This is a genomic window from Halorubrum californiense DSM 19288 (assembly GCF_000336875.1).
Taxonomy (GTDB): Archaea; Halobacteriota; Halobacteria; order Halobacteriales; family Haloferacaceae; genus Halorubrum; species Halorubrum californiense.
This window is the reverse complement of record NZ_AOJK01000067.1, coordinates 74169-94205: the sequence shown is the minus strand read 5'-3', so window position 1 is coordinate 94205 and position 20037 is coordinate 74169. Positions and strand designations below refer to the sequence as shown.

The following is a 20037-nucleotide window of genomic DNA, read 5'->3' as shown; positions in this document are numbered from 1 at the left end:
TACCGTTGGTTAATTACATGAATACCCCCGATACCTGGCTTCGACTCTCAGGTTCACTCGTCGGCGTGGCGTCGACGGCGCACCTGTTCAGGATTAGGCACCCACGGATGTGCGTTCCAGCAGTGGAGGGCGTGCTCTCGTGCCGTACCGAACAGCGCCTCACACGACCCACACTTGTAGGCGGTCTCGCGCCAGCGTTCCGTGACGAACATCGCCGTTACCGTCGACCTGACTGGATCTGGTGCGGCCGACCGCTGAACGTAATCATAGCCGATCACTGTCCGTCGACGAAGCGCCGACTGCGCCAGCCGTTCGGGCCGGTCTGCTGGGAGATACACCCACCGGACGAACGCGTCCTCTGAGTCCTTCGCCGAGGGTTGAAGAATGAACCATCGGTCATGGTCGTCGCGGAAGAGATACCGTTCTGTTCCCCGATTTTGGAGATAGAACGGATCGCCCCGACCGGCAATCACCCGCAGACCGATGGACGGGGAAATTGGGGCGAGGAGTCGCTCTTCCAGCGTGAGCGAGCGGGACTCACCGGCTGAATTCTCGATCTTGAAGTCGTCAAGCGTCGCTTCGCCAGTCATGATTCGCCGGGATTCGTCTCGTCTGTGTCTTTCCCAGCTGTTCGTTCGTGCCGGTCGTTGTATCGCTCGAGTTCTCGGCCGATGCGCTCCAGCACCGTGACGGCACGTTCGATGAGCTGGTACGTTGCTCGCGAGAGTCGGCTGTTCTCCATCAGGTGTCCACCTCTGGCTCGACGAGGTCGTTACTCTCAGCGACGAGTTCCTGAACGGCTGAAGCAGGGTCATTTTCGACCGGAAGCGTTCGATGGTCGAGCGGGGCGGGATACGCCCGGTCGCCCTGCGCGCAAAGTATGATCAACCACTCTTCGCTCCCTTCGGCGAGGACGACGTAGTGGTCGATATCCCGACGTTGGAAGACTGTCCGATCTGTCCGGCTCACCGCACTCCAGTTTGCCGGCAGTGACGATGACGGCGTCCCACCATCTGGCGTGAGTGCTCGGTACTCTTCGAATTCGGCGAGTGCCACCTCGATATCCTTCCCGGTGAGGTGCCAGCAGTCGGCCGGGCCATCACACACCAACTGACTGACCACGTCGTTGCGGAACTGGATGTAGTGTTGCTGGGCGACGGTTTCGTCGTCGGTGTAATCGAGGAGGAGCGCACAAGCGAGCTGTGCCGGTCCGCTTCCCGTATAGCCCCAGTCGAATCCCGCCGGGTTATGGCGCACGAGATCGAGACTTCGATTAGGGGAGAGGCGTTCGTGTGCGGTGAGGTTCAGGACCACTGGCGTTCCGTCGACACGCATCCCGACGTACTCAACGCGGTCTGTACTCGCCTGCCAGCGCTCATCCGTATCCTGTACGACTGTTCGTGGGTAGGTAGTCGAATTCGTCTCCATCGGTTGAATGCGGGCATTCGGATTCCCCGCACCCCTGCTGGGGGCCAAAAAACTACCACCGGTTCTGTTCCTCAGTATCGCTCTAAAGTTGGAACACAGGCTATCATAGTTCAGACTATAGCAATTCGGCCTTGTTGGAAGGCCTCAATTAGTAATAGATCTCACGACGGTGCTGACTCGATGGAAACGCTGCTACGCCATGCGAGCGTGAATTAAGACATGGGGCGCAAGAGACCGACCTGTATTCCGTGCCACAGAGCACGTCGTGCTGACTGGTCCGTGTGCGAAAGAAGCCGAGTCATGGGCGTTACAGCCCGGATGCCGCGGGGCGCGGCATCCGGGAAAGCCCGAATAGGTGAATCTCTGCTTCACGCACTGGCGTCCCGGGTGAACAGACCATGTACCTCGGAATTGATGTCCACAAACGGTACGCACAGGTGGCAGTAATGGATGAGGCCGGTGAGATCGTCGAAGAGGTTCGCGTCGAGAACGCGAACCTCGATGACCTCGCCCAGCGGTACGCTGGTTCCCAAGCCGCAATCGAAGCGACCGGCAATTACTACCACATCCACGATACGCTGTCGGAACATTTGGATGTGACTGTCGCTCACCCGAAGGAGCTGAATCAGATCGCCGACACTGACAAGAAAACTGACCGCGTCGACGCTAAAGAGCTAGCGCGGATGGTACGGTTGAACTCCGTTCCCGAAAGCTACGTTCCAACCGACGAAGTCAGGGAAGCCCGCGCACTCGTGCGCGGGCGACAGACGTTGGTTGAAAACCGTACCAAGTACGCCAACAAGATTCACGGACTCCTCTCCAATCACGGCATCACTGAGGACGTGAAGCCGCTGACTAAGGAGGGACGAGAGTTCCTGCGGGAACTCTCGCTCCCGACGCCATGGGACTCGTTGCTAGAGTCGTACATTGAGCTGATTGAGACGCTCAACGAAGAGATTCGTAATCTGGAGGAGACGATCGAAGAACGCGCTGGGTCTCTGAAGGAGACCCAGCTGCTGATGACCATTCCCGGCGTGAGTTACTATACGGCGTTGACGATTTACGCCGAGTTAGGCGAGATCAGTCGGTTTGACGGTGATAAATCGGTCGTCAGTTATGTCGGATTGAACCCGGTGATCCGCGAGTCAGGCGACTCGCGGATCGAGGGGAGTATTTCGAAACGTGGATCGGGTCGTGTCCGGTGGCTGCTCGTCCAGGCTGCAAACACAGCGGTTCACACCTGTAACGATGAGTACCTAAGCCGCTTCTATGAGCGGCTAGCGAGCCGGAAGAACTCACAGAAGGCGATCGTCGCCTGCGCTCGGAAAATGCTGGTGTCAATCTACCACATGCTAGACCGAGGCGAGGTATACGATCCACCTGATGTGCGTGCGTAGACGAGGGAACTGAGGGCCGCCCGCCCGGCGGCCCTCAGTGGCCGGTCGGGGCCAGCGTTAGCGACAGCTATCGCCGTACCGCGGCCGCACCGCCTGAAGATATCGGCCGCCTGCCGGCTAGGAGAACAGCAGACTACAGGACGGCGTAACCATTTTGTCGAAAACGGTGGTTTGTGTAGATAGCAGCGTTTCCATAGGTGAATAGAGAGCATGAGTGCATCACGATGGTGTTCGGGGAGGAAAGCTAAATTCGGGATCTACTCCAACTCTGAAAGAATTGGCGTGCAGCATACATGGCGAAATACAGCATCGTGGATGTCCCTCATCGGTTATCGAGCTGGATTAGCATCACAGAAGGTACCCGGAATGGTTATAGAAATCGCTCAACCTCACGAATTTTCTGGGATATCCATCGGCGAACGTTTTGGTCCGAAGATTTCGAACGCAATCGCTGTAGTTTATCTCGACGATTTCGGAATATGTCATTCCCCCACCTTCCACCTTGTTCTATGGCGTTCAAATCCTCAACAACGTCATCGATATCCCCATAACGAATGAGTATTTCGTGAGCTAAATTCCACCATCCGTCGTGTTCCATTGGTGGTATACAACGTGCTAGTTGTGGACCACGTTCTTCCGGGTTCACATCAACCCAATCCCATAAGACAGATTCAGGAACTAACAGAATAGCAGGATCATCTGAATCTATTCCAGTTCCCGCTAACCAAGCTTCTATTCTAACTCGGCTGGAGTCGGTGTCGAATCCATCCACAACCAGCTCCCAGGCCTTCTCCGGATCTTCTTCCAATAATGGTCGTAAGACGACGTCGAGGATCTCTCGGATTCCGGCGATGCTTCCCTTCGTTCCCAATGAACCAATGATTGGACCAGCGATGTCATATCCGTTAGTTATATTTTGTTTAATTGTCATTTCTGCTAATTGTTCCCACTCGATCCAGTGCCCGCCCACGGCCACCTCAGATTCCTTATTGACGAGACTGGGGTGAGTGAGTGCCTGTATAATTAAATCTTCATTGATACTCGGAGCATCATCCCGCCTATAGAAGTCTTCCGCCAAATTGACCAATATCGCAACTGCTTCACCTGAATCTTTATCGATCAAGTAAGACCCGATCTTTAAGAACATTTCCTCAGATAATTCTCCACTTCGCGCAATAGTCTCGATCTGGCTGATCTTACGGAGTGGAATATCACCATTTTGGACAGTATCTAAAATCAGTTCAGCTGCTTCGTCCGATGGGTCTGCTCTGCGAACTAAGAAGGGGAAGAAGTTGATGAGATGTTGATCATCTATCATTCGATCAAAAATGTTCTTGGGGGCTTCCTCACAGGAATCTACCACTTCGTATAGGTAGCTTCCAAATAGCCTACACGAGGCATCTGGCTTGACCGAATGTAAACCGGATAGGAGAATGTCAATAAGTTCGAGATCGTTGTCTCGCTTTGCCATTTCCCGACCAAGATCTCCAGCATTTTCAGAAGAGGCTTCGTGCATCCATTCTAACTCATCGGTGATGAGGGCCGGATTTTCCGTGATCTCCTCGGCAAGAGAGGCAATCCTCCTCTCGGTTATTTCTTCACGCTCTTCAGAACGATCTACCAAGTTATAGCCTGCTACGTATCGTTTAAGCTTCGTGTGGAAATCGCGGTTTGTGATCTCCTTTTCGAACTCCTCCCAAGATTCGCGGAGCTCCATCGGATATTCATCTGCGTCATAATGGACAATCCCACTTGTGGCGGAGATCACGTCGTTCGCGTCCACGTCCTTGTGGTCCAGCAAATTACGAAACGTATCCTGAATAATGGGGGTGAGGTCCTCGCCCTCAGCCAGCTTCCGGCAATTGTTCAAGAGAATATCTAGTGCCTTCTCAAAGTGCTTTTCTTGGAACCGTCCGAGGTTCTTTTCTACTAGCTTCCATACTTCTCTAAAATATTCGATTCTCTGTTCATTATTTTCGGGCACCCACAAGTCTGGTGCTGGCTTGGCACCTTGTCGGTGGGGTATTCCACCACCCCTACTACCTCTAATCGACAATATTTGCTCGGCTGCCTCTAATCCCACCCTGTGTTTTTCGGAGTCCCTCGAAGTTAGCAAATCCTCCAAAAGTGGGTATCGATCCATTGGAGCAACCTCGGTTGGAGCGTATGGGCCATAGTGTGGCGAAAATAAATCCGCGAACAATCCTGTGGAGTTGTTTACAAATTTGTCATCATTTTCAGCCTCGGCCAACTTCTTGAGGAGTAGAGCTGCACCAAAGAAGTGCGTCTCCCAAACCGCAATCCGACGCAGGCTTTCTAGGATAGGTCTCCGTCCCCCAATATCCTCCAATTCTTCACGCTCCATCGGTCCCAAGAACCTCTCTAGTATCTCTAAAGCTTCTCCCGGAGTTACTTCGGCAAGACCTCGGAAGACTGGTCCAATGTTCGCTTTGAACCCAGAGCTCCCAAACCACTCTGTTCTGAGGAGTGTTATTGTGGACCACTCCACCGCTTGGTCTATGGTGTTGGCATAGGGAATTCTCTCAGCAAAGCTCCACAACAGCCTCGGCGGACAACTCTCATGGAATATTGAATCAAGGATCGAAGCATCCCTTTCAAGCGCAGATCTCATCAGGTAGGTTGCCAATGGAATCGTTCGCAGCGAGAGTACGTCGTCACCGCTTAGCACACCCCGGTTCTTCTCATACTGAACAACTTCAGAAATGACCTCATCGGAGTAATCAGATTTCAGATTAAACGCTCGGACAATCCACTCTCGATGGCTCTCGTTATCTGACCAATTAATCCGGTCAAAGAATGCAAAGGGCGTCAAGATCCGCTTTACAGCTCTGAGCTCAGGCGCATCTTGCTCGTCCCCCACCAGTAGACGGTCAAAGATCGTCGAATCAGAGACTTCAACGACGCTCTCTTCCGTATCATCTCTGGTGTACCGCTCCGCTAAAAGCAATGCCATCTCAGGGTACCCGTCCGCAATTGTTGCGAAGCGGTCTACGGTGTGGCTTGGTACCTCTGGATACTCATTTCCTAAAATCTCCCTCAAATCATCCTTTTGCAACCGATCAATCGTCAAAGTAAGATCAGAAGCGACCTTGCTTCGGTCAGTCGAGATTGTGATCAACGCCAATCGATCGTAGGAACCGTACCTATTGTTGAAGGCCCGGTGCTGTTCTCTTGAACAGTTATCGAGGATAATGATTGCTTGCCGACTCTCATCTATCTCCAAGGTCGTCGCTAACTCGCATCCTTCAAAATCATCTGCGTCTTCGTAGATAACTCGATTCGAAAATTGTTCGTGATTTACAGACTCGTATACTAAGCGGGTTTTCCCCAACCCAGAGGTTCCTCGGACTCTACAAACTGGGCACTTGTCAATGTCTTCAAACTTATCCGTTCTTTTGAGAAGGGATCTTAGCTTCTCCTTGGCTTCTCTTCGATCATCGGTTTCGACAAAGGTTTCTGGAACTCGATTAGATTTCCGTTCAGACCAAGTCCCAATATCAATACCGCCCCCCTCAATAGAAGTGTATTTGAAAATGAGGCCGGGGAACTGATTGGCAAATTCGACCAATTGGTTGGTGGCGAAAAGCTGTACATTCCCCTTGTCATAGCCCTTCTCACTGAGCTGGTTTTCAATCGCCGAGATGCGTTCATCCCTCTCTTCAGAGGTCAGTTGAGAGAACGTGACGAATACATAATTCCCACCAGAAGACACGACATCCTTCACATATGATTTAATGTGACCATCACTATTCAATAATTCATTTTGACAATCTGACGTTGATGGCTTGCTGCCAGTTTTTATTTGGTATCCGGTTCTTCCCTCCGGAATTAGATTTGTTTTGTCAGCAGTGGTCACTTCTACCTCAAATTCATTTTCTGCCTCAGCGTCAATTCCACCATCTGATGTGTAGATATTTAGATTCACGTGGGTCTCCGATTGAATTCCCGCATCGGGCGCAGAAGCCCAGATTAGATCACGAAAGAATTTGACTGCCTGCTTCGGTTCAAATGATGAAATATCTTCATCCACCAGCTCGACCCCTTGTCTCATTGTAGATAGAAAAACGGATTTTAAGATATAACATTACCGCCGCGTCACTCTTCCTTTAGACCGATTCTTGTTAGATAGCGTAGAACTCGGGTTTGGTTTCTACATATTCAGCTCGGTAATCGGTTTACTGAGTGTCGAAATCACCGTAGACCTGATTGTTGGTAGCCAAGCGGCTCGACCATCTACGAGTCATCGTTATCTGGGTTATTTACCGCGTGGAAATCTGATACGCTATCATATCCCCTCCGGGATATGGGCGATCTCGGGCATATCGCTCATTTGACCCCGCGGTCAACTATTGCAATCGTCCTGTGCGCGGATTTCGCTGGCCCGATCTTTGAGCTGGCGAAGAATCTGGACGCGCTGCTGGTTCGCGTTCTCGTAGGCGACGCAGGCTCGGAGCGTCTCCATGTCGTGAATCGTCGCGATACCAGCATTGATGAGTCGGGTGTTTGGCGGTTCAAGACGCTGTTCCGGTGTGAGACCGTCTGATTCGACGGATGAATTCAACGAATCGCTCATTTTTGTTCGCCTTCGCTCTCTCAAGGCGACAACAAACAGCGGCCAGGCCACTCCCAGTCGAAGAAATTCCTTGTCAGAACCCCAAGTCAGTTTGGACGGTAGTTCGCGTCAGTGTCGACGCTGTCGTACATGCGGCCGAGCATGTCGAGCGCTGACTGGAAGTGCGCGTAGTGCTCGTTTGCGAACGCCACAGTTTCTTCGAGTGGGATGACGGGCCGTCCGTCGACCATCTCGGCCTCGATCTGTGGCCGCGGCTTGAGTACCACCTGTATCGAACCATCGAGGTCGGCAGCGGGCAGGCGTTCTTCCGCAGTCGGGATTTCGAACCGATCGAAGAACGCCGTCCAGACATCGAGGTCAGACTCGTGGACGGCGATGAACAGCGGATAGTCCTCTGGGTCGCGAGCGACCTGGTAGCCACCGCGGGTCCAGACGTAGACCGCATCGATGCCAGTGTATGCATACTCCATCCCCGCGAACTGCGGGAGGACATAGGCTTCTGAGATCGACGGTGGCGAGAAGTCTGCTGACGCCGTCAGGAACTCGAGACCGGCGTCTCGGAGCGTTTGATCGATGAGATGAAGCCCATCGTCGCCCGCGACGTATCCCGCCTCCTCGAGGCGATTCACGACGCGACGGATCGTCTCCCGGTTCTCGTCGATCTTCCGCGCGACGCCTGAGATGGAATCGCCCGGGTCAAGCGCGAGGATGATCTTGAGTTCCTTCTCACCGCACACTTCGTACATCCTTTGGTTACACAATTCTGTGCAATAGTCAAAAGAAGTACTATTCGTGTGGGTCGGCTGGCTGGATCTGGCGAGTGTCCTCAGCGAGGTCGTGGATATACTCGCGGAGGGTTTCCATATCCTCGCGGGCGTCTTCGAGCGTCTTGGCCTTCACTTTGGCCGTGATCTTGTCTTGATCGCGGGTGCCGGTACCACGAGTGAGTTTGACGGTGAGTGAGACGCCGACATCGCTTCGCTCGACGTACTCGGTTGGTGCCTGACGCTCACGGTTCTGCGGCGATTCTGCGGCCGCACGAGGCTGCTGGGTGTGTTCTGACATTGATTGCGCTCTGTGATCGTTAGTTGACGGACGGTGCGACTGGGTCGTCGACTATCTCATGAAGGTTAGCATCTATCTCGCGTCCGGTGAGTCGCCAGAAGCCGTCGGGTCCTGTACACTCTAGCTGGCTCACTACTTCGGTCTTGAACGCCTTGTACTCCGCAAGCGCTACCTCCTCATCGTCGGTGTAATCGAGCAGGAGGGCGAGTGCGAGTTGGGCCGGCCCGCTGCCACCATATCCCCATTCGAAGCCCGAAGGACTGTGATTCGCCAGCTCGAGACTCCGCTCTGGCGTGAGCTGTTGTTGGTCTGATTGCTTCTCGACGATGGCGCGGCCTTGACTACGGTAACCGACGTAGATGACGTCGGGATCAGCCGTCGTCCGTGACTGTACGTGTGAGCGTGGGTCGCTGATTCCACTCATAGGTTGGTTCGCGGGAGGCTCGTTTGATCCCCCCCGCACCCCTCTCGGGGGTTCAAAAACAGGACGTAGCTGCGTTCGGCAACGTATTTGACAGTTGCAACGTACTGTCCAGGTATATCGGGATGGCTGTACTGGACGATCTCTCAGGGTTCGAGTTCGAGGACGTGATAGAGGACGTCTTCCGCAATCTCGGCTACGAGAACGTCCGTCAGGCCGACCGAACCGCCGACGAGGGTCGCGACGTCATCATGGAGGAGGTCGTCGACGGCACGCGGCGCGCGATCATCGTTGAGTGCAAGCACACGGGGACGGTCGGGCGACCGGTCGTCCAGAAGCTCCACTCAGCAATCGCGACGTTCGACTTCGACGGCCCGAAACGCGGAATGGTCGTCACGACCGGCCGGTTCACGAATCCCGCCCAGGAGTACGCGCATCGACTCCAGCAAAACGACGACCCACATCCAATCGAGCTGCTCGACGGCGAGGACCTCCGGGAGATTGCCGACGAGATCGGCCTCGACCTCTACAACGGACGCATCGAGATTCTCTGTGACGAGACGCTACGCCCGTACGACCCAGCGGCCGACGTCGACGCGCCCGTCGAGGAGGCATTTCGCGACATCGAGAACATCGAGAGCGCCGACCTCCCGGAACCACATTCGGCGGTGACGTTCCGCCCGGTGGTTGCGGTCACCGCCGACACGAACGCCGTCTTCGAGACGTCGGTGGGCGTCATCCACCGCGTCAATGAGCGGACGCGGTTCGTCGTCCACGCCGAGCGCGGGCAGCCGCAGGTCGTCGACGAGGACGTCGCGACCCTGGTCACCGAGAACCTCCACGCGACGGTCGACCTCGACGCGGAGAAGTTCGCGGAGGTGTTCGACGACGTCGAGGAGAACCGGTTCGGCCAGACGCAGACCGAGTACAAGGAGTGGGCCGTCGAGCGGCTCCAACAGCACCACACGACGACGGTCACCTACACCGGCGACAACAACGTCACGTACAACAAGACCTGCGAGCCGAACCGCTCGGACATCTCCGTCCAGTCGATCGAACCAGTGTACCTCCCCGAGGTTCGGCACACCACTGACCTTCAGGAGTATACCTATCCTTACGAGTACTACGCAGCGGGTCCGTCCAGAGTGACCGCCGAGGACGGGATCCATCGGTGCGTCCACTGTGACACGAGCGGCGTCGACGAGCCGTACACGTATTGTCCGAACTGCGGGGCAATCGCCTGCGACAGTCACAGCAAGACCGAACGGCTTGAGCAGGAGCCGGTGTGTACGGGGTGTGCGGTCACCGAGCGATTTGCGTTGAAGACGAAGTACTTCTACGACGAACAGAACCTCAAGGCGTTCCGCGAGGAGTACGCGGCGATGCCCCTCCACGAGAAAGCGATGGAGAACAAGCTACTGGCCGGAGGGAGTGTGGTCGCGGCGCTTCTGGCGGTTATTGTCCTGCTCGTGGGTGGCGGCATCATCTAAGTCCGTACTCCGATTCGCTAGTCCTGCGACGGGGAGGCGAGTCAATCCGTACTCAAACACGTAGTACCTGCTCACCGGTGTCGAACTGTATCTCCGTCGCACTCGAGAATCTGCTTTGCGACTAGTCGATCAATCGCTTCATCGACGGTGTCTTCCTGGTCGTCCGAAAGTGCTCGCACATTCGCGAGAACTCTATCTCGAAGTACTTTGACGTTGTCGATCCCATCGTCAACAGCACCCAGAACGGTATATTCGACCTCGAACTCCGTCGCGAACTCTGCGATACGAGCGGTGAACTTGTTTGGGAGCCCCGACAGTGAGTTTACTGCCATTTCGATAGTGAATAGGGGATGCGAACGATCACGGATCTGCCGTGCTTCAGTCGTGCCGGTATTGAACGGTCGCTGTTCGTCGATCTCAGTAAGGATTGACTCGTAGTCCAGGCCACGCTGGGCGTATTTCCGCATATCTTCAATGTCGCGTCGACGGCCACTCGCTAGATCACCGCCGGAAACCGCTTTCAGCAGGAACATATCCTCATCCGAGAGGATGAACGCTGTTACGAAACTCCCGGTCCAGAACTCTTCGGCCCGGTCGCGCATCCGGTCTGTGATCCAGACTTTCCCGACGATTTGCTGTTCGAAGATATCGATTCGAAACCCGCGCTTGTCGTGATGCAGTTCGACGGTTTTTCCGACGCCCTCGAACGACTCTGTTGGTTCGTCGACAACCGTGAATCCCTGTGACGTGAGCGTCTGGTAGACGTGTTCAAACTCAGAAACAACACCCACCGCAAGATCGATATCTTCGGTTTGGTCTTTCAATCCCCGGACCGTCATCGCTGATCCGCCGAGGAGATAGACCGTCACGGACTCCGACAGCCAACTGTCGAACTCTTCGAGGAAATCTTTGATCGCTTCCCCACCCTTGAATACAGTCATGCGACTCCGTACTGCTCTTTGAGCGCCATAAATTCTGATTCACTTGGAAGGACGACAGGGAACTCGTCCGAGTCCTCAACCCCTTCCTGCAGTGCCTGGTACATCGCAGCGATCATGGATTCCAGATCGTACCACGTTGCAGTGTCTGTGAGCGTCTCTTGGTCGATGTCCAACTTTTCGATCAACAGCATTGCATAGCTAACGCGACGGGATTCACTATTGCGGACGAGGGTGTGACACACTACGTCGGCGGGCGTGAGTTCCTCGTCGGGTGCATACCAGAACGCGGGTTCGCCCGCGAGGAAGAACTGTAGCCCGTACTCCTCGAATCGACCGAGTCCAGTGACCTGCCAATCAGGTCTGTCTAGGAGCGTGTCCGTATCCTCGGTGGTCTGCACACGGACGAGTGCGCGTTTCGGATCGCACCACTCGACAGTCGCACTCGGCGCGATCTCCCGTGCTCGTGATCGGTGTTCGTGGGTCACGACGGCCTGCGCGAATGCCAGCAGTGGCACGAGGTCCTCACTCACCGCATACTCGGGGCCGGACGGGGACAGCATCGCCCGATGTTTGAGCGGCGACAGCGCCTTATGAACGCCTTGTCGAGTAATCTCGAGTCGCTCTGCAATCTCGGATACTCGGCGGGGCTCATCAAGAAACCAGCACACCTGGAGGGTAGCAGGCGAGAGGAGGTCGGCCCATTCAATGTGGCTGAGTTCCGACTGCAACGTCCGGTATGCTTCAATGACCGGGTGGTCCGCGACACGGACTTGCCGCTGGTTGTTGGGCCCACGGCGTTCGACCAAGAGCCCCGCGTCCAGCAAGTCATCGAGCACCTCGTAAATGTGTGCCTGTGAATACCCGGTTTCCGTTGCGAGGTCTACTGGCGTCGCCTCGCGACCGGTACTCAGCGCGTCAATCACGGCAAGTCCGGCCTTTGAAATCATCCGTGTATACCTTAACACTCACTCGTATAAATACGCTTTTGGATTTAGGTTGACAAATCTCCTATTCGGTGACGACGTCTCTGAGTGCGTCCTCGAGAGGTCCGCGGAATTGCCAGTTTGCCCGTTCGAAAGCCTCGTCGGTCGGGCCGTCCCAGCGGGGGAATGCAGAGCGACCGCTCACTTTGACTGTCCACTCTGTCGGCTCGTCGAACGGGTTCTCCGTCGGGAGTTCCACGACGTAGAGATACTCCTCGTCGCCGTGAATGCCGTCAGCTGGATCCTCGACGCCGTGGCCAAGCAGGAACAGTGGCTGGTCGAGGTGGTCCATATTGGCCGGCTTGAGGAGATCCTCTGGCTGAGCCGTGTCGATCGTTCGCTCTGGGTCGCCATCCAGATAGAGGTCGACCGTCGAGAGCTTGTCGAGGAACATGAACGTCGCCGCTGTGTACCCCGGTCCGCGCTCCGCACGGGTCGCATCGAGAAGCTCTTTCAGCTGTGTGAGATCCCGGAGGACGCTCCCCGGGTAGCCATCCGAATGCCGGTACACCTGCGCGACGCGGTCGGCACTGCCATCTGTCTCACCAATCTGTTCGACTCGTTGGACGAATCGGAGTTGACTCCGTGTCGACATCGATACTCGCCGGCGCGTGTGCGCCGGCACCCATCGCCGGCGCAGGAACAACACCACGCAGTCGTTGCGGGATTGCAATCCGCTACGCGAGATGTGATACCTCGTCTGGTTCCTCCACGTCGTCGAATTCACCACGTTCGACCGGTTCCCAGTCCTCCCCAGGTGCTGGACTCCACCAGTCGACCTCGTAGGAGCCCGGTGCGCCGAAGACCTTCACGCGCGCCGACCCATCAGGTAGGTCGCGGCGCAGTTTCTCGTCGACGTGAAGGTTCCAGGTCGAGTCGGTGTTGAAGCAGGCGAGCACGGCCTCCTCGTAGCCGCGTGTCTCTCGAGACTCTTGGAGTTCGACCTGCGTGTTGCAGTTCTTGCAGAACACTCCTTCGAAGGGAATGTGACTGAATACCTGGTGCCCGCAGACGGGACACCAGAGGAACTCGAACAGTGCTTCGCTGTGGCGGTCGATGACTTCCAGACTCATCTATGGATCTGGCCCGATTGAGACGGGCCACCCATTCCGGCCCAAAATAAACGTCACCGCAGATACGCTCACATCAATCAGCGCTCAGCGCCGTACACGATTTGCGAGGATGCTTCGTACCCACAGCTCCGACACTCGAACCAGCGCTGAATCTTCGCGCCGTCAGCCGTTTTCCCACCGATTGCCACGTCGCTGTTCAGACACTCGGGACAACTCAGTTCGGGCGCTGGCCGGTCACGGAGCTCGTCACGGAACGATTTGGCGTCTTTCGTCTCGTACCCCCGTGACCACACTGGGTAGCCGTCGACGAGGATTGCGCCACGCCATTTGTAGCGGTACGAGCCCGGTGCTCGGTGTAAGACAGCTTGAGCTCCGGTCTCGGTATTCCGGTATGCGAGTGTGGGTGTGCGACTCTCGCGCTTCCAATTTGTGATCCGGGACATCTGTTAGAAGTGGACGTCGGCGGGCACGATCCAGAGTTCCTCGCTCTCCTCCAGCACTCGATCCAGCTGCTCACGGTGACGGATACCGTTCGCGTATTCGTTATACAGGAAGATCGTTGGCCCGTCGTAGGCGCCGACTTGGTGGAACGCGTGCCGAGCGAGATCTTCGTCGCGCATGATCTCCTCGTCGGAGAGTTCGTCAAGTGCTTCCCTCACCCGGTCGAGATTCCGCTCGAACTCCTCTTTCGTCGCCTCCCAGCCACGCTCAAGCAGGTCTTGGCCGTCATCGGAGTCGACGGGGGCTGCAGTCGGCAACTCACCCCATCGCGCCGTCCCCGCAACGGACGTGTCCTCCTCATCGAAAGTCACGTGGTAGTCGAAGACGGCGCCGGCGTGTGGGTCCGTCCCGACCAAGCGGTTGAACACCGCCTTTCCGGTGGCCAGGGCGTCGTCGTGGGTCGATTCTTCTACCAGAGCGTAAATCACCATGTGCATCTTGAACACCTCGAAACGCCGACGCACCGGGGGTCGTTGCTCGCTCCAGCTGCGCCGGCACCCATCGCCGGCGCTCGAAAAACTCTCGTCGTGACGGCGGATTCTCAGGCTTCGTCCGCTCGTTCGACAGTGATGGTCAGATCGCCCGATTCGTAGTCGGCCTCGAAATCGACGGCGAACGCGTCCGAGTTGTGGGCTGCGTGGTAGGCGCGGTGCCGTTCGAGCGAGCCAGTCGCCTTGAAGTGGAAGAATGCGGCCGCCGTGTAGGGCTTGTTCTGTGTTTCGACCTGCGACTCGACAGAAGCTGGAAGGGCGATCTGGGGCATCCCCGTATCGATACTCGCAGCGAACTCCTTCGCTTCCTCGACGGTTGCTTGCGAATGTGCCGGTGTCTCACCGGTGAGCACGTTCACCGGAGTTTCCGTGTCGTCGGTGAACAGGACGTCTTCGAAGGTGTGTGTCCCGAGGATCGCCTCGGGATCCAACTCGCAGTCGTGAAACGGGTCGTCCTCTGTGGTCATCGAATCACGAGCCTATGGCGGGGCTCACCCATTGCTACCCTGAAAAACAGCTCCTCTGAATGGTTCCTGAAAGCGGTTCTTCTGCAATCTGTACCCAAATGCTGACCTTGATTGCCGGTTCGCTAGTGCCTCAACGTTATGCGTGTGACGTGTTTGAATGGGGATAATGGCGGAACAACGGGCTATCAATAATCTGCAGGATATTCGAGAAACGAAGCTGGGAACGTATGCGAATGAGCCGCCGTTGGTGAGTAAGGACTTCAAACTGGAGGCGGCGGATAGTGCAGACTATAGTCGACGGTTTGTGTTCGAACTCTTGCAGAATGCGGATGACGAGATGCCGGAAGATAGCGACAAGCCACGAAAGGTTCGATTCGAACTGCGCGGAGATTGTCTGCTTGTTGCCAACAATGGGCGGCCATTCGATGCTGCGGATCTGGATGCAATTACGACGCTCACACAGACAACGAAAGGTGACGAAGGTGATGAAGCCACTATCGGGCACAAGGGGAGGGGCTTTACCTCGATTCTAGATATCACATCGAACCCGGCGATTTTTTCGCAAAATGGTGGCGGGCTGCTTGCTGCCGAGTTCGATCGGGAAAAGACACGTGACGAGATCGAGAAAAAACTGCGTAAGGAGGGCGTCGAGACCGACGAAGAGATCCACAACGTCCCGCTGATGTCGATTCCGTTCCCAAGTGAACCCGGTACTCGCGTTTCGGAACTGCTCAAAACAGGATATTCGACGGTGTTTCGACTGCCGCTCAAAGACGAGAGTCAAGAACGGATCTTCGAGACGATTGAGTCGACGTTCAAGGAGCAGGTCACGCGGGAGACTGTTGCGTTGCTTCCGAAAACGGATCGTGTCGAGTTCGTCGTCGATGACCGTCAACGCGTCTGGGAGAAGACCCGGCGGGACTGGCGAGGAAATACCGCAGCATCCGTTATCGGGATCGAACGACGTGGTGATCTTGATCCGGACACTCCTGAAGAGACCTCGGAAGAACTCATCTCCTTCGCCCGCGAGTACGATGTTCCGGATCGGTCGTTTGCAGGAATCGACTCGGCTATTCTCGACGATATCGGTAAATTGCGGTTGAGTGTCGCGTTTAGACTCGAGGATGACAACAATACATCTCTCAGACCGTTATTTGCCGGCGATGACGCGAATGAGCGCCCGTTTGTCCACGTTTTCTTGCCGACTGAGGAGCGAAGCCCTATTCCCGCACTGCTGAACGGGACATTCCAGGTGAGCACCTCTCGAAGAAGTCTAAATATGCCAACTAACCCGGAAACTGGTGCCGTCATGGGGTTGAATGGCTGGCTGTTTCAGCGGGTGGCCGACCTCCTCGCCGCCGACGTCCTATCCTTCGTTAAAGAGACCGATACGGCGCTCGACGAGTTCCTCCGGACGATTGACTTTACGGCAGTAAACGCCGACGAGACGACGCGGACAAACCCGGTGAACCGTTGCTTTGTGGAGGCACTTCAGGATGCCTTCGAAGGAGTGGCCTTTGTTCCTCGGTTAGAACAAGTGGCGTCTGGCGATTCGACGTCCGACGCGGATCGGCGGTCGCTTTCTGAAGTTGTTCTTCCATACACGCATCCGGACGCAGCGCGAGTCGGTCCTCTTACGGCGATGGTGTACGGGCAAGACCGTTTTGAGCTGGTGAACGATGACGCTGAAATAGGGGGCTGGTTCCCCGCAACACCACTACTCGAACACGATGTTGCTGCGATCCTTGAAGAGCTGGGGGCAACTCGACTCAGGCCCCATCACCCCCCCGCTGTTCTCGGTGCCGCACCGGACGAAAATGCCATCCTTCAGTATCGAGATGCGCCTGAGCGACTTACAGTCGACCCTATCGTGTTCGCTCTGGCGGAAACGTGGCTAACGCTTACTGACAGTGCGGATAAGCGACGGCTCGCTGAGGCTGCTCGGGCGGAAGCGGGGTTCCCGGTCGGCGATCCTTTGGTTGGAACTCACGGCGAGTACTACAAACACGAGCCGACGCCGGAGTCGGTCGAATGCTTCTTCCCACCACAACAGAGTGTCCCGACGGATGCACTCGCGGGGATTCGTCTGTTCCCGAATGAACTCTATTACACAGAGGGCTCTCAAAAGGCCGATTCGGATGCTCGGACTGAGCTCCTCGATGGCGGGGAGTACGAGAGCGTTCTGGATGCACTCTGGGACATCAACGACTTCGGGTTCCAGGATATTGCCGAAAAGGGTGTCTTCCCGCTCCTCCCAGGGCCATCATCCGGCGACGTCGACGACAGCCCGCTACGTGATCCAGAGGTACTCGAGTTCGTCCAGCGATTGGCGACGAGTAGCACGACAGGGAAACCGCCAGCCTCCCCGAAGGAGCCGCTACCGTACACGTACCGCAGCAACGATCCTTACTACGACTTATGTATGCTTCCGGTCCCAACGGCGGATGGGGGGTGGGCGCGTGCCTATGAGGTATACTTCGGTGCGAGCTGGCAGCGTAACAAGCCCACTGCGGGCCGAGTAGAGCAACTCCTCCAGACGGCAGGGGTATCGCCACCGGTGCTGGCACCGCCGAGGGAGTTCGGGCTAGACGACTCTGACGACTGGTCGAAGTGGCGTGAGTTCTTCCAGTGGGTCGGGGTCTGCGAGCATATTCGTATCACACCGTTCTTCCATCCTACCCAGTCACACCGCTACAGCGCCACGGAACACATCGATCCTGGGTCTAATTCCACGCTTGATCCGGAGAGCCAGTTCAGTCCGAGTACGCTCTCCGAAGGCGACCTCGATACGTACCTGACGAAGCTGGAGTCTGCTGCATACGATGCGGTGAGCGAAGATGACGGGGAGCGACCGTACATCTGGCAAGTCAATGGACTAGAGTACGATCACGCACTACTCGAGGCAGGGAAGGATCCGGAGTTCGGCAAACTGCTGATGGGGCACCTGTACACGTGGTGGGGGAAGATCTCGGAGCACGCGGACGCAACCGTCGCGCTCTATTCCAACAACCGACTCCGGTATCAGACGACCTACCTGTTCGATCAGGACGAGATTGAAGGCGTCCTACCGAATCTCTGGCTCTGGCAGCTCCGGCGTGCCCCCTGGTTGCCGAGTACGCTCGGGCAAGTCCCCCCTGAGGACGCGTGGTTACTCAACTACAGGGATTTACAGCGATACTCGGTTGACATCGGCGACAGTCGACATCCGCTCTTACCGACGCTCCGCCGAGAAGCGTATGGGGAACTGGCTGAAAATGCTCCTGATCTACTCGATGCACTATCGATTCGGCGGCGTGTTGAGACACGGACTCTCTCGCCACAGGACGCCCGAACGGTTGCAGAACGAATCAGATCGGTCGTAAGGGAAATGGGGAACGAGACTGGTCCAAGCGCATATTATCTCTCTGAAATCGAGGCGGCGTACAGCAATCTGAGCGAGGACTTGCCGCCTCTCGACAATCAAGGTCAGATCCAGTCTTCAAGATGGAATCCGAATGAAACCGGGCTCAATTCGGTACCGGTCCCCTCTATGGCCGGTGATGAGATACAGTTCCACGAGGCTTCAGAGACGTACTTTACGCGGAGTCACGAGGAAGCATTACGGTTTGAGGAACTGGCGGTTCCTATCTTCGTATTAACTCGCGAGGATACGCCGGCGATCGGTAAGCACTTTGGGATGATCGACTTGGTCGAGGCCGTTGAGGAGACGCCCCAGATCGACGAGGAACGTATTGCGGTGACAGAGCGATTTCGAGAGGAATGGCTGGACGTAGCAGCACCATACGTACTTTGTCGGTTGAAAGCGACGCGGAGCAGCCAGCAAGAGGACGCAACTGGGTTGTCCCGGTTCGCCGATCAAATAGTCCTCGTTGGCTCTCTGAAGGTCAATTATGAGCTTCGGAATAGCCGGAAAACGGATCCTTTGACGCGGCCGGCGGAGTACTTCATCGAGCGGGACGAGCACGGGAATCGGATGCGAGTGTATGTCGTTGCGGACAGCTCCGATCCGATTCGGGATGCTCCGATGGAAACGATCTCAAAAGCGTTTGCAGAGTATCACGGCTTAGGAAGCTGGGAGTCGCTATACGTACTCTTACAAAATTCGCCCGACGTGACGGCGATGCAATCGCAACTGGAGGCAGCTGGTGCGCCAGCTAGCCAGAGAGAGCTTGAGGCCAGACGGGCAGCGTACGAGGGACGAGCGGAACAACCTCAAATTGAAACTGTCGCCAGCACCGGATTTGACGGCGAGCAGATCACGACGAATGACAACGAGTCGACCGCTACTGGATCTGCGAACTCGGGTGAACCTTCATCTGAATCCTCTGATTCTGGTACAACGGTTCGGGACGGGTCACGAGTACCGTCAGCTGAACAGTTGAATGGAATTGGCGACAGTTCCACGCTCTCAGTCGGGAACACGGCTACGGGTGGCAGTTCACACTCGGAAGCATCCGGGAACACTAGTAGTGGAAGTTCCGGGGAGTCGTCGTCACGACAGACCAAGGTGACAGCGAACTATATCGACAAAGTCGATGAGTTTGGGATGGAAGCAACGTACCACGCTGAACTCCAGCGTCTTCGCGAGGAGGGCTGTACGGAACCGGAGAAGTACATCCATGACGTCCACACCCGTGATCTGTATCTTGAAGCGAGGAATGACGACATCGCCGGCCCAGTTCTCGAATCATTGGAGGAGCGGGGCGTGATATCCAAGCCATATCCAGGGTTTGACTTCCTTGTGGTGGCTCGGGACACGAGCGAGCCAGAACGGTGTATCGAGCTAAAATCGTCCGGTTCGAACACGCGGCGGCCGTCGGTCAGCTGGAATGAGTGGAAGTCGGCGCGAAACGAAAACCTCCGAGAAGCGTACTATCTTTACGTCGCCGTGGAGCTCGAATCCGGAAAGAGCGGCGATGCAAGACTAATTCAGGTCCCGAATCCGTTCTCAACGCTCGATTCGCGTGAGCGAACCGTTCGGTCACAGAGTCGGGAAGTTCAGGTGAAGCTCTCGGAGTTCCATCCGGAAGATCAAGAGGTTGTTGAGCGCGCAATTCACTGGGAGGAGTGAAGACTCAGGTGCCTTATTCGAGGTAAAAATGCACCATCTCGCCCCCGATTTGTATAGAGTAAGTCAACCACCGACTGAGTAACGGTCGAGAGCAATTATTTTCTGTGAACCGGTG

At 56.0% G+C, this 20037-nt stretch carries 18 protein-coding genes; 3 read left to right on the top strand and 15 right to left on the bottom strand.

What is annotated here, in order from left to right:
- Window positions 1-53: 53 nt before the first annotated feature.
- The 3 genes from C463_RS14080 to C463_RS14075 are packed head-to-tail and all read right to left on the bottom strand — an operon-like array spanning window position 54 to window position 1428.
- Window positions 54-590: a hypothetical protein gene (locus C463_RS14080; RefSeq protein WP_008444970.1), complete on the bottom strand. Its 537-nt coding sequence runs from the start codon at window positions 588-590 to the stop codon at window positions 54-56.
- Window positions 587-742 carry a hypothetical protein gene (locus tag C463_RS19295; protein ID WP_008444969.1) on the bottom strand — a complete coding sequence of 52 codons (156 nt, stop codon included), beginning with the start codon at window positions 740-742 and terminating at the stop codon, window positions 587-589. The genes C463_RS14080 and C463_RS19295 overlap by 4 nt, the downstream gene beginning before the upstream one ends.
- Window positions 742-1428: a DUF6166 domain-containing protein gene (locus C463_RS14075; RefSeq protein WP_008444967.1), complete on the bottom strand. Its 687-nt coding sequence runs from the start codon at window positions 1426-1428 to the stop codon at window positions 742-744. The genes C463_RS19295 and C463_RS14075 overlap by 1 nt, the downstream gene beginning before the upstream one ends.
- Window positions 1429-1826: 398 nt before the next feature.
- Here C463_RS14075 and C463_RS14070 point away from each other — a divergent pair, with 398 nt between their 5' ends.
- On the top strand, window positions 1827-2825 hold the full coding sequence (locus C463_RS14070) for an IS110 family transposase (RefSeq protein ID WP_008444965.1): 999 nt from the start codon (window positions 1827-1829) through the stop codon (window positions 2823-2825).
- Between the two features lie 370 nt (window positions 2826-3195).
- Here C463_RS14070 and C463_RS18845 read toward each other — a convergent pair whose 3' ends face one another.
- From C463_RS18845 to C463_RS14045, 5 genes are all read right to left on the bottom strand, one after another.
- Window positions 3196-6897, bottom strand: coding sequence for a hypothetical protein (locus tag C463_RS18845; RefSeq protein WP_137695262.1), 3702 nt, complete (start codon window positions 6895-6897; stop codon window positions 3196-3198).
- 291 nt (window positions 6898-7188) lie between these two features.
- Window positions 7189-7419: a hypothetical protein gene (locus tag C463_RS19785; RefSeq protein ID WP_080510856.1), complete on the bottom strand. Its 231-nt coding sequence runs from the start codon at window positions 7417-7419 to the stop codon at window positions 7189-7191.
- A gap of 86 nt (window positions 7420-7505) precedes the next feature.
- Window positions 7506-8165, bottom strand: coding sequence for a helix-turn-helix domain-containing protein (locus C463_RS14055; RefSeq protein ID WP_008444958.1), 660 nt, complete (start codon window positions 8163-8165; stop codon window positions 7506-7508).
- 40 nt (window positions 8166-8205) lie between these two features.
- Window positions 8206-8484 carry a DUF7389 domain-containing protein gene (locus C463_RS14050; RefSeq protein ID WP_008444957.1) on the bottom strand — a complete coding sequence of 93 codons (279 nt, stop codon included), beginning with the start codon at window positions 8482-8484 and terminating at the stop codon, window positions 8206-8208.
- A 19-nt stretch (window positions 8485-8503) separates the two neighbouring features.
- Entirely contained in the window at window positions 8504-8908 is a 405-nt protein-coding gene (locus C463_RS14045) for a DUF6166 domain-containing protein (RefSeq protein ID WP_008444956.1), read from the bottom strand.
- Window positions 8909-9030: 122 nt separating this feature from the next.
- Between C463_RS14045 and C463_RS14040 the strand changes: the two genes are divergently transcribed.
- Entirely contained in the window at window positions 9031-10395 is a 1365-nt protein-coding gene (locus C463_RS14040) for a restriction endonuclease (RefSeq protein ID WP_008444955.1), read from the top strand.
- A 71-nt stretch (window positions 10396-10466) separates the two neighbouring features.
- On the opposite strand, the gene C463_RS14035 is transcribed toward C463_RS14040, so the two are convergent.
- The 7 genes from C463_RS14035 to C463_RS14010 form a co-directional block, all read right to left on the bottom strand.
- The gene (locus C463_RS14035; protein WP_008444954.1) at window positions 10467-11336 is read right to left on the bottom strand and encodes a hypothetical protein; all 870 of its coding nucleotides are present in this window, start codon (window positions 11334-11336) and stop codon (window positions 10467-10469) included.
- On the bottom strand, window positions 11333-12283 hold the full coding sequence (locus C463_RS14030; RefSeq protein ID WP_008444953.1) for a winged helix DNA-binding protein: 951 nt from the start codon (window positions 12281-12283) through the stop codon (window positions 11333-11335). Before C463_RS14030 ends, C463_RS14035 begins: the two co-directional genes overlap by 4 nt.
- 61 nt (window positions 12284-12344) lie before the next feature.
- Window positions 12345-12914: a hypothetical protein gene (locus C463_RS14025; RefSeq protein ID WP_049905956.1), complete on the bottom strand. Its 570-nt coding sequence runs from the start codon at window positions 12912-12914 to the stop codon at window positions 12345-12347.
- An 82-nt stretch (window positions 12915-12996) separates the two neighbouring features.
- Window positions 12997-13392 carry a DUF7567 family protein gene (locus C463_RS14020; protein WP_008444951.1) on the bottom strand — a complete coding sequence of 132 codons (396 nt, stop codon included), beginning with the start codon at window positions 13390-13392 and terminating at the stop codon, window positions 12997-12999.
- A 77-nt stretch (window positions 13393-13469) separates the two neighbouring features.
- Complete coding sequence (locus C463_RS18070; protein WP_080510855.1) at window positions 13470-13835, bottom strand: DUF7568 family protein; 366 nt, start codon at window positions 13833-13835, stop codon at window positions 13470-13472.
- A 3-nt stretch (window positions 13836-13838) separates the two neighbouring features.
- The gene (locus C463_RS14015; RefSeq protein ID WP_008444949.1) at window positions 13839-14330 is read right to left on the bottom strand and encodes a hypothetical protein; all 492 of its coding nucleotides are present in this window, start codon (window positions 14328-14330) and stop codon (window positions 13839-13841) included.
- Between the two features lie 104 nt (window positions 14331-14434).
- Window positions 14435-14851, bottom strand: coding sequence for a hypothetical protein (locus C463_RS14010; protein ID WP_008444947.1), 417 nt, complete (start codon window positions 14849-14851; stop codon window positions 14435-14437).
- Between the two features lie 166 nt (window positions 14852-15017).
- On the opposite strand from C463_RS14010, the gene C463_RS14005 reads away from it, so the two are divergent.
- Complete coding sequence (locus C463_RS14005) at window positions 15018-19922, top strand: sacsin N-terminal ATP-binding-like domain-containing protein (protein ID WP_239638918.1); 4905 nt, start codon at window positions 15018-15020, stop codon at window positions 19920-19922.
- Window positions 19923-20037: the final 115 nt, after the last annotated feature.